15 protein-coding genes and 1 pseudogene are annotated in these 12,313 nt (G+C 67.3%); 7 read left to right on the top strand and 9 right to left on the bottom strand.

Features of this window, described 5'->3' with window-relative positions; translation table 11 throughout:
- Window positions 1-119: 119 nt before the first annotated feature.
- The 4 genes from ACWIHY_RS39280 to ACWIHY_RS39265 all read right to left on the bottom strand — a co-directional run bounded on the left by ACWIHY_RS39280 (window position 120) and on the right by ACWIHY_RS39265 (window position 2,935).
- A complete protein-coding gene (locus ACWIHY_RS39280; protein WP_454381456.1) occupies window positions 120-452 on the bottom strand; it encodes a hypothetical protein in 333 nt (110 codons plus the stop codon).
- A gap of 502 nt (window positions 453-954) precedes the next feature.
- On the bottom strand, window positions 955-1,500 hold the full coding sequence (locus tag ACWIHY_RS39275) for an N-acetyltransferase family protein (RefSeq protein WP_454381454.1): 546 nt from the start codon (window positions 1,498-1,500) through the stop codon (window positions 955-957).
- A gap of 57 nt (window positions 1,501-1,557) precedes the next feature.
- Window positions 1,558-1,944: a hypothetical protein gene (locus ACWIHY_RS39270; protein WP_454381453.1), complete on the bottom strand. Its 387-nt coding sequence runs from the start codon at window positions 1,942-1,944 to the stop codon at window positions 1,558-1,560.
- A 274-nt stretch (window positions 1,945-2,218) separates the two neighbouring features.
- Window positions 2,219-2,935, bottom strand: a complete 717-nt coding sequence (locus ACWIHY_RS39265) for a DUF4142 domain-containing protein (RefSeq protein ID WP_454381451.1) — start codon at window positions 2,933-2,935, stop codon at window positions 2,219-2,221.
- Between the two features lie 222 nt (window positions 2,936-3,157).
- Between ACWIHY_RS39265 and ACWIHY_RS39260 the strand changes: the two are divergent.
- Both ACWIHY_RS39260 and ACWIHY_RS39255 read left to right on the top strand, forming a co-directional pair.
- Window positions 3,158-3,406 (top strand): annotated as a pseudogene (locus ACWIHY_RS39260) (SpoIIE family protein phosphatase); the annotation flags it as partial.
- Between the two features lie 95 nt (window positions 3,407-3,501).
- Window positions 3,502-3,972 (top strand): MarR family winged helix-turn-helix transcriptional regulator, encoded by a 471-nt coding sequence (locus tag ACWIHY_RS39255; protein ID WP_454381458.1) that lies wholly within the window; start codon window positions 3,502-3,504, stop codon window positions 3,970-3,972.
- 418 nt (window positions 3,973-4,390) lie between these two features.
- On the opposite strand, the gene ACWIHY_RS39250 is transcribed toward ACWIHY_RS39255, so the two are convergent.
- The 4 genes from ACWIHY_RS39250 to ACWIHY_RS39235 all read right to left on the bottom strand — a co-directional run bounded on the left by ACWIHY_RS39250 (window position 4,391) and on the right by ACWIHY_RS39235 (window position 7,723).
- Window positions 4,391-4,927, bottom strand: coding sequence for a DUF4240 domain-containing protein (locus ACWIHY_RS39250; RefSeq protein ID WP_454381450.1), 537 nt, complete (start codon window positions 4,925-4,927; stop codon window positions 4,391-4,393).
- A gap of 80 nt (window positions 4,928-5,007) precedes the next feature.
- Window positions 5,008-6,474: a hypothetical protein gene (locus ACWIHY_RS39245; protein ID WP_454381449.1), complete on the bottom strand. Its 1,467-nt coding sequence runs from the start codon at window positions 6,472-6,474 to the stop codon at window positions 5,008-5,010.
- 2 nt (window positions 6,475-6,476) lie between these two features.
- Window positions 6,477-6,803 (bottom strand): helix-turn-helix domain-containing protein, encoded by a 327-nt coding sequence (locus ACWIHY_RS39240; protein WP_454381448.1) that lies wholly within the window; start codon window positions 6,801-6,803, stop codon window positions 6,477-6,479.
- Window positions 6,803-7,723 carry a tyrosine-type recombinase/integrase gene (locus ACWIHY_RS39235; RefSeq protein WP_454381447.1) on the bottom strand — a complete coding sequence of 307 codons (921 nt, stop codon included), beginning with the start codon at window positions 7,721-7,723 and terminating at the stop codon, window positions 6,803-6,805. The genes ACWIHY_RS39240 and ACWIHY_RS39235 overlap by 1 nt, the downstream gene beginning before the upstream one ends.
- Window positions 7,724-7,806: 83 nt before the next feature.
- Here ACWIHY_RS39235 and ACWIHY_RS39230 point away from each other — a divergent pair, with 83 nt between their 5' ends.
- On the top strand, window positions 7,807-7,986 hold the full coding sequence (locus ACWIHY_RS39230; protein WP_454381457.1) for a pentapeptide repeat-containing protein: 180 nt from the start codon (window positions 7,807-7,809) through the stop codon (window positions 7,984-7,986).
- 7 nt (window positions 7,987-7,993) lie between these two features.
- Here ACWIHY_RS39230 and ACWIHY_RS39225 read toward each other — a convergent pair whose 3' ends face one another.
- A complete protein-coding gene (locus tag ACWIHY_RS39225) occupies window positions 7,994-8,380 on the bottom strand; it encodes an ATP-binding protein (protein WP_454381446.1) in 387 nt (128 codons plus the stop codon).
- A 307-nt stretch (window positions 8,381-8,687) separates the two neighbouring features.
- On the opposite strand from ACWIHY_RS39225, the gene ACWIHY_RS39220 reads away from it, so the two are divergent.
- The 4 genes from ACWIHY_RS39220 to ACWIHY_RS39205 all read left to right on the top strand — a co-directional run bounded on the left by ACWIHY_RS39220 (window position 8,688) and on the right by ACWIHY_RS39205 (window position 12,140).
- The gene (locus tag ACWIHY_RS39220; protein ID WP_454381445.1) at window positions 8,688-8,906 is read left to right on the top strand and encodes a DUF6087 family protein; all 219 of its coding nucleotides are present in this window, start codon (window positions 8,688-8,690) and stop codon (window positions 8,904-8,906) included.
- A 135-nt stretch (window positions 8,907-9,041) separates the two neighbouring features.
- Complete coding sequence (locus ACWIHY_RS39215) at window positions 9,042-10,523, top strand: IS1380 family transposase (RefSeq protein ID WP_454381443.1); 1,482 nt, start codon at window positions 9,042-9,044, stop codon at window positions 10,521-10,523.
- A gap of 135 nt (window positions 10,524-10,658) precedes the next feature.
- Window positions 10,659-11,090, top strand: coding sequence for an NfeD family protein (locus ACWIHY_RS39210; protein ID WP_454381442.1), 432 nt, complete (start codon window positions 10,659-10,661; stop codon window positions 11,088-11,090).
- 3 nt (window positions 11,091-11,093) lie between these two features.
- Window positions 11,094-12,140 carry an SPFH domain-containing protein gene (locus ACWIHY_RS39205; RefSeq protein WP_454381441.1) on the top strand — a complete coding sequence of 349 codons (1,047 nt, stop codon included), beginning with the start codon at window positions 11,094-11,096 and terminating at the stop codon, window positions 12,138-12,140.
- Window positions 12,141-12,313 lie beyond the last annotated feature (173 nt).

The raw sequence follows: 12,313 nt of genomic DNA, 5'->3' as shown, positions 1-12,313 counted from the left end.
TCACCGCGCGCAGGGACGAGGCGGGGCAGACTGTGACGTTCGTCCGCGCTGGTGGGGGCGGGCGATGGCGCATCTCGGCGCCCGCACCGAAGCACCGGCCGCGTGCCTGAGCGGGTGGGTCAGAAGATCGGCGTTTGCGCTTGGACTTCGGTGAGCGCATCCTCCATGGTCAGCGACGGCAGCACGCGGACGCGATTCCAGTGGGGGAGACGAGACTCCATCAGGAAGCGGTCGACATTCTCGACCTTGTCGGACTGTACGACCACAACAATCGTGTGTTCACGGTTGACGAAGGGACCGGACACGATCTCGACGCCTGCCTTCTGGGCGAGGTTCGGCACGTCAGGACCGATCTTCAGCAACAGGTCGCGCGTTGTCGCGTTGGAGGTCGGACAGGTTTCCGGAGTGTGGGTCGCGATCAGGACGAAATGCATCTCGAGTTTCCCTTCCACTCGAAGGCCCCTAATCTCAGGCTAAGCCGCGCCAAGGTGCTCCGCGACCGGCGATTCCGGCTCTGACCGGCGGAGGAGGGTTCACGCCCGGAGGTCCCGTATCGCGGATCCGCTCTATGGCAGTCCATCGCGGTACGGCAGTCGGCCCGCCACGAAGTCGAGACCGCGGTGGCCAACTGTCTCTGAGCAAACTGGCCAACCATCCTTGACCACGGTCCGCTCGTCAGCGGCCTTCCGGCCGCCGCTGGCCATATCGCTGCGGGTTGACTAGACCCGCCCCAGCGTCAGATGCCGGCCCGGCTGTGAACGCGCTCACCACGACGTCTGAGCACAGCGATTCCGGCAGCGCTCACTCGATGGCACTTCGTGGCGCCAGCGCAATACCGCCGGCCACCTGGACCAGGGATCAGACGGTGGGAACTGACATCGTCCAAGCGCCGGGCTGGATCCGGACTCTTGGTCGTCGTGGACCATTACCGACCTCGCGCGCACTGAACGGCGGTTACAGCGGGGCCAGCACCATCAGGACCTCGTCGCGGTCGTCGCCGCGGGCGAGTCGCAGGACACCGGGTCGGCGGCCGATCTCCCTCCAGCCGACGCGCTGGTAGAAGTCCTCAAGCCCGACGCCGCCGCGCGCGGCGAGATGGAGCTGCTCCAGGCCCATCTCGTCGCGCGCGATCTCACGAACGCGATGCATGAGGGCGGCCCCGATGCCGAGACCGCGGGCCCGCAGGCGTGTCTGAACGTGATGGATGGTGCCCCAGTGCGCGACGAGCGGGTCGGGATCGCGGCGTATGTTCAGCCACCCGGCGAGGGCTCCGTCGACCGTGGCGATCAGGAGACGGCTTCGCTGCGGATCCAGGCCCTCGACGATGCGGTCGGCCGCAGCGGCGACCTCGTCCGTCTCGACCGGCGGGAACGGGAACCCGGCCGCACCTCCCGCGTTGCTGACCTCCATCCAGCAATGGACCACGGCCTGCCGCAACTCCTCGGTGAGGTCGTGCGGTTCGACGATCTGAAGGAAGCCAGGGGCGTTGCTGTCGGTCATGACGGCGAGTGTCGCAGACCGTTCTCGTCGGCCGGTTCAGAGGGCGGGCAGCAGGAATTATGAGGTGGTGGGCCCACGGTGCGCGTGGATGGCCGTCGCCGGTGTGCGTGCGCGCCTCCGGGCGGCGGTGACATATCCGGCGTCCACCACATGCTCACGAGGTTGTAACTCCCGCTCAGCAAGGTGCTGGTGCACCTTTGCGGTGAGTTCAGTGTCGTTGACGGTGGCGTCCGCGGTCTCCACATTCGTGATCGGATGCGGTGCGTCCGGCTCGCAGGTCTCACTCAGGTGGACCTTGTAACCGCACCAGCCCGACCCGCGTTTGACGCCGTAGCGGACGTCGGTGTCCCGGTGATACTGCTCTGTCCAGGCCTGGCGCATGACGCGCACCGCGGGGACCTCGCGCAGCCAGACGGGAGCCGCCGTTTCGTCGCCGCCGGCCACAGGGTGAAGGTCACCTCGGTCCGCAGGAGGCCGCCGCGCACCTTCCGGCCTCGGCCCGGCTTCTCGCCGACCGGAGTCCGCTGGCGAGGAGGGCGCCGGTGATGGGTCGGCGTGCCGTGTAGAGCTGCGTCACCGTGCCAGCGCCGAGCTCCCGGGCAGGGGCCGACCATCAACCGGGCCCTCCTCGAACAGGAGGATTGCATAGTGCAAAGAAGAGTTCCAGGGTTCGGGCTCACTCACCGCGTCTAATGACCCATCGCCCAGGAGGAATCCCCTACTTCGGCGTCACCGCGGTTTCGACTTCCTGGAAGGTCGTGCCGTCGACGAGCCCTGTGTCCTCCAGGACTTCGAGGTGGTCGAGGACGGTCTGGTTGGCCTGGCGCGCGTGGCGGCGGATGAGGTCGTTCTGGGTGGCTGCCCTGACCTCACCGATCGTGGCGAAGATCTTCCCGTGTGAGGCGCGCAGCAGATTGGCGAAGATGCGGTCGAACTCGGCTCCTCGTGCGTTCTCCATCTGCCGGACGAAGTCTTGCTGCTCGGTGGTTGCCTGGTCAGGGAGCTCGACGTCGAGGATCTTGGCGTCCTCGCGGACCAGTTGGTCGAGCTTGCTGTGTCCGTCGATCAAGTGCAGTCCGGCGCGCTTGACGGCCTCGCTGGAGGCGTGGGTCTGAGCCAGCCGGCCCGCCGGGATCTCCCACAGTCCGGCCTGCCGCACCTTCACGAGGAAGGTCCTGTCCACGTCCGTCACCGGCTGCGGATCCGACGTTCCCGTCTGCGTACCGGTCTCGTCGGTGCCGGTGTACGCGTCGGTGCCGGCAGAATGGCCACCGCTGTGGCGCGGAACGCCCGTGGCCGCCGGACTGGCCGCTGCTTCGCCGTCACCGGCCCGCACCACTATGAGCAAGGTGGTCACGGCGGCGCAGACCGCGACGAGGACTGCGATTGCCCGCAGCGAGATCCTGGACTGTGTTGCGCGTCGGTTCGGACGCATGATGCCTCCCGGTTTGGCATGGAGTGCTCGTCGTTCATGTCGTCGGGAGCTGTCTGTTGGCGGCTGGCACGGCGCGCAGCAAGGAGTACGGACGTGAGCGCTGCGATGTTCAGCGGAGGGGGCCGGACTCCAGCCGCACGAAGGGGATCAGCTCCCCGGCCCGGCGGAAGGCGGCCGAGGTGTCGTCGAATGTGAAGCCCATATAGGTACAGCACGACCGGACCGGAGCCGTACGAGGCAGTGTTCAAGCCCGGGGACCAACTCCTGCTTTACACCGACGGTTCGACGGGTGTCACCTAGGCCTGCGACCGCACGCCGCTTCTATCACCTCGGTGAGCGAGCCGTCCTGCTCGAGGACCGGACCCCGAGGTGGCTCTCCACAATCTGCGGGCGGACCTGGTCCAGCACGTCGAGGGGCCGCTGGACGACGATGCTGCCATGCTGCTGCTCCGGCACCACGATCCGACGTAGGTTCGTGGTGCTGGTATGCCGGGGTGCGGGCCGTGGGGCAGCCGGGGCACGGTAGAAAAGGGGGTGTGGCCGAGAGCTTGAAGCCCCCGCGGGGAATGGACGACGTCGATGCGGTGACCCGTGCGGTGCTGACCGCGTCCCGTCTGCTGGTCGCAGTCTCCGCGCGCTCCCTGGCAGCTGTTGAGGACCGTGTGACGCTGCCCCAATTGCGACTGCTGGTGGTGCTGTCCACCTGTGGCCCGGCCAAGCTGGTGGTGCTCGCCGACCGGCTCGGTGTCAATCCTTCGACCGCGATGCGCATGATCGACCGGCTGATTGCGGCCGGCCTGGCGGACCGGCAGACCAACCCCGACAACCGACGTGAGACGGTTCTCAGGCTGACGGACGAGGGGCGCAGGCTGGTTGACGAGGTCACCGCCACGCGCCGACAGGAGATCGCGACGATCGTGGAGCGCCTCGCTCCGGAACAGCGCTCGGCGCTGATCGACGCCCTGACGGCGTTCACGGAGGCGGGCGGAGAACCGGCCGTCATCGACGGAGACGGCGGTTCGCATCCACTGGGCTAGGTTAACGGTCCCCCATAAGTTGGGAAGGGTGAGCTGCCCCATTTGAGACGAAAGCGTGGCAGGGGCCCCTCCACAGCCCGGCCAGGAGCCCTCACTCCACTGAATGACACCTCGGACCAAGCCCGGACCGCGTCCGTCATCCGCGCGCCCAAGTTCCATCGCTTGCGGGGCGGGAGAGCAAGTGATCGTTGGTGGTCTCACCGGCACGCTGAGCCGCCCGCTGCTGCGCGTCCTTGTGCGGCACGACGAAGACGACCGACTGCGCGGAGTAAGGGTGAGACTGGTAGGCCCGCATGTTGAGGTGTCGCGTATTCGTCAGCCGAGACGTGTTCATGCCCTGATGGCGTGACGGACAGTGATGTTCGGGAGTCTCCCCCTCCGCTGTCTACCCCCTCGCCTAATCACTGCGAGCTTCCGCCTACTCCAGATAGAGAGCTGCCAAGCGGGGCAGTCGGCGAGTCATTTCGCTGTGGTCATCGAAATCGAAGTTCCAGCTGGGGTCCAGCTCTGGGTAGCGGATGGTGGGTGGGCTCGTGGGGAGCTGATCACCGGTCGCCGAGATGTGTGCGTTCCAGGCGATGCCCAGCATGTCCTCACCCTCCAGGTCGACGCCGTCGGCCGCGGAGGCTTGAACGATGGGCAGTTCTGCCAGGACATCGGGGTCAGCGACTGCGCGCTCGAAGACTCCACGGCCCTGAGCGATCAGCCAGCCGCGGAAGTAGTCGAAGCCGTCGTCAGAGCACCCACCGTTGGCGATGTAGGCAGCGGCCCAGAGAGGGTTGGTGTAGGAGTCGACCATCAGGTCCCACAGCACCTGCTCAGCTGCGACGATCTCCTCGACCGGCCGGGAGGCCAGCAGCGAGGTCGCCTCGCGAGCGACCGCTTCGCCGTCGTTCGGGTTGGACGCCTGATTGCGGGCTGCCTCAATGAGCTGCCAGAACTGCTGCTTGTTCATAGAGGCAGAGCCTGCCACCTGTCACTGACATCGGGCCGGTCGCGGGAGCTTGGCCCACCAGAGCAGCCACGTCGCTCCTGTCAGCGCGTGTGGTCGCCGGGTGCATACCGGCTCCAGGGTCCTCCGGCTTCGGTGACCAGGCGGGTGGCGGTCTTGTCGTGGTAGCCCAGCGCCTTCGCGATGACGGGTGCCGGGGCTTGGAGGACGAGCTGGCGGATCGCGGAAGTCCTGCCTCGCTGCGGCGGGACCCCGATCTTTCGGAGGTGGACCTGGAGGCTGACCGGGTTCATGGGCTGTCCGGGCTGGCGGCCGGGGAAGAGCCACTGTGAGCTTCTGCTACTGGCGTAGGGCATGAGCTGTCGGGACCGGATGTAGGCCCGCATCAGGTCGGCGACGGGCTCCGGCAGCGGGGACGGCGGCTCTCCCAGTCGGACGGTGACGGTGGTCCCGTCGTCGGTGATGTCGTCGATGGTGAGGCGGACGATGCGGCTGGCGGGTTGCGCGTAGAGGAGAACGAGGGCGGCGGCGACCCGGGCCCGCAAGGGCAAGGAGCCGTCATTGAGGACACGCCGGAGCATCGCGAGGCGGCGGTGCTGGTGCAGCGGTTCCGAGTCCTGGGTGATGACCGCGGGCGGCAGTGTGAGGCGGGGCATCCGGCCGGTCTTCATGCACCACCGCAGGAATGACTGGGACGGCCGGCGGGTGGCCAGGCTCTCGGTGTGCCAGGCGTCGATGTCGGCCTGCTGGCACTGCCCGATTGCGCGCCCTCGGCCGGCGAGCCATGCGAGGAAGGCGCCGGCTTGGGTGACTTCCTGCTTGGTGTGGTTGGTCTGGGAGCGTCCCAGCGGTGCCTTCTCGGCCTTTGCCCGCAGGCGCCTCATCTGCTGCCACGTGGCGAAGTGCCGGAGAAGCTGGTGGTGTTCGGGTTCCTCAATAGTGGCGAGCCGTTCAGTCAGCCAGCGCTGGTAGAGCAGAAGCTGCCGGTCAACCCGCGGGAGGATGCCGCTGTCCATCAGCAGGTCACGCAGGTGAGTGACAGTCCGCCAGGGGGTTTCCTGGTGCAACCCGTCGTGGGTGAGCGGAATGCTGCCGGTGGCCATGCCCCGCAGGAGGCGGACGACGTTGGGGTTGCGGAGCCAGATCAGGCGGCTCTTGGGCCGGTCCATCTCCAGGAGGACCTTGACCAGCGGCAAGAGCTCAAGGGCGACACGGCCAGTGCCGTCGTCAAGGAGGCGGGCGAGCGTGTCGGCGAGGGTGCAGTGTTCGCAGAGGCGTCCGCCGAGCAGCGGCCCCTCGAAGCCGCAGCGATCGCAGAAGAAGTCGCGGACGATGCCCGCGCAGTCGCGGCAGATCGGTGCGCCATCAGTGTCCCGTCCGGGCAGCAGCCGGTCGGTGTCACAACAGGGGCAGCGGCCACGGACTCGCATCGCGCGGTCGTAGCAGGTTCGGCAGATCGGGCCGTCCGACCACTCGGCGGATTTCGAGGCTCGACGGCCGCAGCGTGCGCAGTCGCGGATCATCCACCGCTCGTACTCCTCGGGCGTCACGCTCACCCCTCGGGCGTCAGCCGGACCCGTGTGGGTCGGCGGGCGGCCATGTTGATCGGAGCTTCTTCGCCGGCCGCGCGGCGGGCCGGGAGGTTTTGGGCCGAGGTGGTGATCAGGTCGGTCGGTGTGCAGTCGAGGATGTCGCAGAGAGTGGCCAGCACGGGCAGGGACAGCCGTTCCGGGGTGCCGGAGACCAAGCGGTGGACCTGGGAGGAGGACAGCGTGATGCCGCGTTCGGTCAGGTGCGGCATGAGCTCGGCGACGGTGAACATGCCGCGGGCGGCCATCAGCTCACGCAGACGCCACCGGTAGCTGATCTGGCGTGACATCAGGAGGTCCTTCCCGGCCGCAGAGCGGCCTCGATGGTGGCGTCCAGGACGCGTCGCAGGGAGCGAGTGCGGAAGTCGGAGGAGACGCAGGTGTAGATCGCGGTGGTGGAGGCGTGGTCGTGGCCGACCTGCTGCTGGACGAACAACGGGTCGTGGCCGTCCTCGATCAGATGGGTGATGTAGGACCTGCGCAGTGAGTGGAACTCCAGCGCGGGGTCCAGGCCGACGGCGTCCCGGTAGGCGGCAAAGCGCGAGTCCAGACGCTGGACCCCGATTCGCGGGCCTCGCTCGGACGGCCAGAGGGCCCGGCTTGGCGAATGCCGCATCCCGGGCCGCACCTCGTTGATCCATTCCTCGATCGTGCCGGGCGTCCAGTGCCAGACGGTCAGCACGCTGCGGCGCTTGGGTGGCGACCCCTTCTTGGCTTTGCCGTAGCGGACCAGCAGGGTGCCGTACTCACCGAACTCCCGGCCTTCTGGGTTACGGCCGAAGTCGGTGAGGTCGAGCATCCGGGTCTCGTTGCGTCGTAGGCCGTAGGCGTACGCGACCTTGAATAGGGTGGCGTCCCGGAAGGCCGGCAGCCAGCCCTTGCGGCCCTTGTCGCGAACACGCAGCACTTCCTCGTCGGCGTGGCCGAAGAACGCTTCCAGTTCGGGCCGGGTGAAGGCCCGTCGTTCCGGCTCGCCCTCGGCTTCGTCGGCGTGCGTTGCCGCGTTCCAGTCGTAGACCACTTGGACTGGGTGGGTACCGAAGTGCCGCAGGCACTCGTCGCTCCAGCCGTAAGCTGGGTTGGTCAGGAAGTCGCAGAACTGGCGCACGGAGCCCTGGTAGTTGCGCAGGGTGGAGCGGACACAGCCGTGCACGGCCCGCAGATCGGCCGACCACTCATCGACGTGCTGCGGCGTCCACCGCCACGGCATAGCGTCGGCGTGCCGGGTGAAGGCCCGGACCGTACGTGCTCGTGGACGCCGATTTGCGACAGGCCCGTCTTGAGCGAGCCCGGATGGCGGACGCCGACCTGTGCGGAGCCCATCTGCAAGGCGCTGACTTGCGCCAAGCGGTGCTGCGAGGGGCGGACGTGCGGGGAGCTAATCTGTCGAACGCTCGCCTGGACGAAGCCGATCTGGAGGGTGTCCGCAGCGACGGCTCGACGGTCTGGCCCGATGGCCACCGCCCTGCGTAAAGCCTCGTTACAGCTCCCGCAGGCCGACCAGCACCTGGCCCATGAGCAAGGGGTCGCCCGATACCGGGCCGGCCTCCGGCATGACCCGCGAGGCCGCGTCGAGCGCCAGCTCCGCCCAAACGACTTTCCCCGAGGCCGGCGGATGGTAGTAGCCCCACCGGTGACTCATCGTTTCGACCAGCAATAGCCCCCGGCCGCAGGTGGCTCCCGCCCCGGCCACCCGGAGGATCGGTGGCCGGCGGTCGTGGTCGCTGACATAGATCACCAGCCGCGGCGTCACGGTCAGGGTCCGCGGCTCCGGTGAGCCGGCAGCTGCTGGCTGGGGATGTTGAATGGCGTTGGTCGTCAACTCCGACACGATCAGGCGGGCTGTCTCAATGGCGTCCGGCGGCACGCGCCAAGCCGAGCCGAAGACCAACTTCGCCCCCGACTCACCAATCCGACAGTGGACGCAATACCCGGCCAAAGCAGCGTGACAAGCCACTAGGGGTGCCGTTCGTCGAGACGATCCAGCGGGCCGAACAGCTGGCCGAGCGCACCATCCGGGATCAGGGCGCGTTCCACATCACGTGTCTGGGCGGCGTTCTCGTCGGCCGTAGCTAAAGCAAGAGCACCAGGAGAGGCCAGTGGGCAGGCACAGTCGACCTGGACCGCCGAATCAGCCGTCCCGGGCCGTGCGAGCGGTGGACCCAAACGACCCGATGGCCGCCTACCTCAAGCGGCGTCGGCCGCCGATGGATCAGCTGCTCCGCCATCGCCCGCTGCGTGGCGGAGCTAGCCACCTCCGGCCAGACGAGCCCCGCGTGCTGGAGGAGTGGGACGGCTTTGGGTATCAACCGGTGGGCAGTGCTCCGAACCTAGCGGCCGCGCGGGCGTGGGCGGACGAATTCGACTCTGACCATCCCGGCAGTCGAAGCTGACGAGTCAGCAACTAGCCTCGCCGTTTCACTTTGGGACGGCTGACTGTGGGGCGGAAACGCGAAAGTGCCTTCCTGACCTGGGACGATGAACCTTGCTGAGGGGTTCTGTCGGTCCAGGCGGAGGGCAGTTTCTAGATGCAGGCTATCGGGTTGCGTCCCAGGATCCAGGTCAGTGCCGATGGTTCGGGGGTGGTCGGTCATGCCGGGGCACGGTTGCTGGCTGATCTCGCTGATGCCACCGGGCTCACCGCCGCGTACTCCACCGCGCTCAGGCCGCTCCGGCCACGCGGGACCGGGCATGATCACCGCCGGATCGCCACCGACCTGGCGGTGATGCTCGCCGACGGCGGCGAAGCCATTGCCGATCTGGCCGTACTGCGCGACCAAGCAGGAGTGTTCGGTTCGGTCGCCTCGACCCGACGGCCTGGCGGCTGCTCGCCGACACCGATGAGAGGGCACTGTCTTCTCTGCGCTCGGCCCGCGCCCAGGCCCGGCTGCCGCGGGACGCATTGGCTGGTCCTGGACCTCGACGCCACCCTGATCACCTGTCACTCCGAGAAAGAGCAGGCCGCACCCACCCATAAGGGCGGCTTCGGCTTCCACCCGCTGCTGTGCTTCCTGGCCAACACCGGCGAGGCACTGTTCGGCCGGCTACGGCCCGGGAACGCCGGCGCCAACACCGCCGCCGACCACATCACGGTCCTCGACCAGGCACTCGCACAGATCCCCGACGCCCACCGGCACGGCACCGACATCCTTATCCGTACCGACAGCGCCGGATCCGCGAAAGCCTTCCTCGCCCACGTCCGCGACGTGCGGAAACGAGGAATCCGTACCTACTTCTCCGTCGGATACGCCATCACCGAACCGGTCCGCCGCGCCGTCCGAGCCATGCCCGACCGCCTCTGGCATCCCGCCCTGGACCAGGACGGAACACTGCGTGATGGCGCTGAGATCGCCGAGCTGACCGGCATGGTCGATCTGGACGGTTACCCGGCCGGCACCCGCATCATCGTGCGCCGCGAGCGCCCGCACCCCGGAGCCCAGCTGTCCCTGTTCGACCAGGACGAGGGCCTGCGGCATCAGGTGTTCCTCACCGACACCCCGTCCTGCAGTGGTGCTTCCGCCCAGTTTCTGGAGGTCCGCCACCGCGGGCATGCCACCGTCGAGGACCACATTCGGTGCGGCAAGACCACCGGATTCGGCCGCTTCCCCTCCCGCGACTTCGACATCAAGCTGTCTGGCTCGAACTCAGCCTCGCGGCGATCGACCTACTGGCCTGGACCCGTGTCCTGCTGCTGGACGGCGAACCTCGCCACTGCCGAGCCGAAGAAGCTCCGCTACCGGCTACTGCACGTCGCCGACCGCCTCACCCGCGGCGGCCGACGCCTGCACTTGCGCATATCGGCGACCTTCGAACCTCGCCACTGCCGAGCCGAAGAAGCTCCGCTACCGGCTACTGCACGTCGCCGACCGCCTCACCCACGGCGGCCGACGCCTGCACTTGCGCATATCGGCGACCTGGCCCTGGAGACACGAACTGGCCACGGCCTTCCACCGCCTCGCCGCACTGCCGTTTTCCCGTACTCGAAACGGGTAAAAACATCTCAAAACTAGTCGCTGCCTGGACCCTCGTGTAGCGGCAGCCCCGCTCATTACGCAGGAGAGTTTTCCAGAGGCGCACTGTTACCAAGGCGGCTCGGGATATGACCCGGCCACTCGCGCAGCCACACCGGCCGGGAGGGGCACGCGATGGATCTATGGCTGATCTGGTTGATTGTCGCAGCGGTATTGGCTGTGGCGGAGATCTTCACACTCACTGCTGCGCTCGGAATGCTGGGCGTAGCGGCCCTGGTGACGTCGGGATTCGCCGCGATAGGGGTGCCGCTTGCTTTGCAGTTCCTGGTGTTCACCATCGTCGCTGTGGTCAGCGTGTTTTTTTTGCGTCCCGCGGCGCTGCGCCACGTGCTTCAGCCGCAGGTGGAGCGCTTCGGCATTGACGCACTAGTCGGAAGGGCCGCCTACGTGGTCTCTGAGGTGACGGGCCTTGGGGGAAGGGTTCGCATCGGAGGCGAGGAATGGACGGCCCGCGCCTATGACGAGACGCTGGTGATTCCTCCCGGAGCGACCGTCGATGTCATAGAGATCAGCGGCACCACCGCGCTCGTCTACCCCCGGGAGTGAGCTATGGAAGCCTCGGCGTTCCTAATTGCTGGACTGCTCGTCGCGCTCTTCGCCGTCTTCACCGTGTTGCGGGCGGTACGCATTGTGCCCCAAGCCCGCGCCCGCAACGTCGAAAGACTCGGCCGCTACCACCGCACGCTGAAGCCCGGCCTCAACGTGGTGATCCCTTACATCGATCGTGTCCATCCGGTGATCGATCTGCGGGAGCAGGTCGTATCGTTCCAACCGCAACCGGTGATCACCGAGGACAATCTGGTCGTCGAGATAGATACCGTCCTGTACTTCCAGGTCACCGATCCACGAGCGGCCTTCTACGAGATCGCGAACTTTCTCCAGGCAGTCGAGCAGCTCACCGTCACCACCTTGCGCAACGTCGTGGGGTCCATGGACTTGGAAAAGACTCTCACCTCACGCGACACCATCAACAACCAGCTCCGTGGCGTCCTGGACGAGGCCACGGGCAAGTGGGGACTGAGAGTCAACCGGGTGGAGATCAAGGCCATCGACCCCCCGCAGTCCATCAAAGACGCGATGCAGAAGCAGATGCGGGCCGAGCGCGACAAGCGGGCCGCGATTCTCGGTGCCGAGGGACAACGCCAATCGCAGATCCTCACCGCTGAAGGCGACAAGCAGTCCGCTGTCCTTCGCGCGGAGGGCAACCGCACCGCGGAGATCCTCAAGGCCGAGGGGCAGTCCCGGGCCATCGACGAGGTGTTCCAGGCAGTACACCGCAACGACCCCGACCCCAAGTTGCTGGCTTACCAGTACCTTCAGATGCTGCCCAAACTCGCGCAGGGCTCGGGCAGCACCTTCTGGGTGATCCCCAGCGAGGTCACCTCCGCACTCCAGGGGGTATCTCGTGCCTTCAGCGAGGTGCTGCCCCAGTCATCGGCCACCCGGGAGAGCTCGTCGGACGACAGGGCTGCCCAGGCCGCCAACGATGCTGCGCAGGCGGCAGAGGCAGCTGCCGAGGCTCTCGCCGACGCAGCCAAAGCCGATGGCGCCACGTCCAGCGCCCCTCCCGGCCCGCACCTCGCTGACGGCCGATAAGCCCAACGGACTCCCCGCGCTATCTGAGGTCCACGAGACCGAGATCGCATCAACTTGTCATGGTCCCTCACGGCGCCTCTAAGGGCTTGCAGATCATTAACACGTCGTCTTGATCTTCTTGTGGGGCTCGTCGGATTGGCTGAGGACCCGGGCATGGAGGGCCGCAAGAACGA

It is taken from the genome of Streptomyces sp. NPDC055287, from assembly GCF_053646035.1.
Note: the sequence above shows the minus strand (reverse complement) of the source record. Positions and strands in the feature narration are given on the sequence as shown.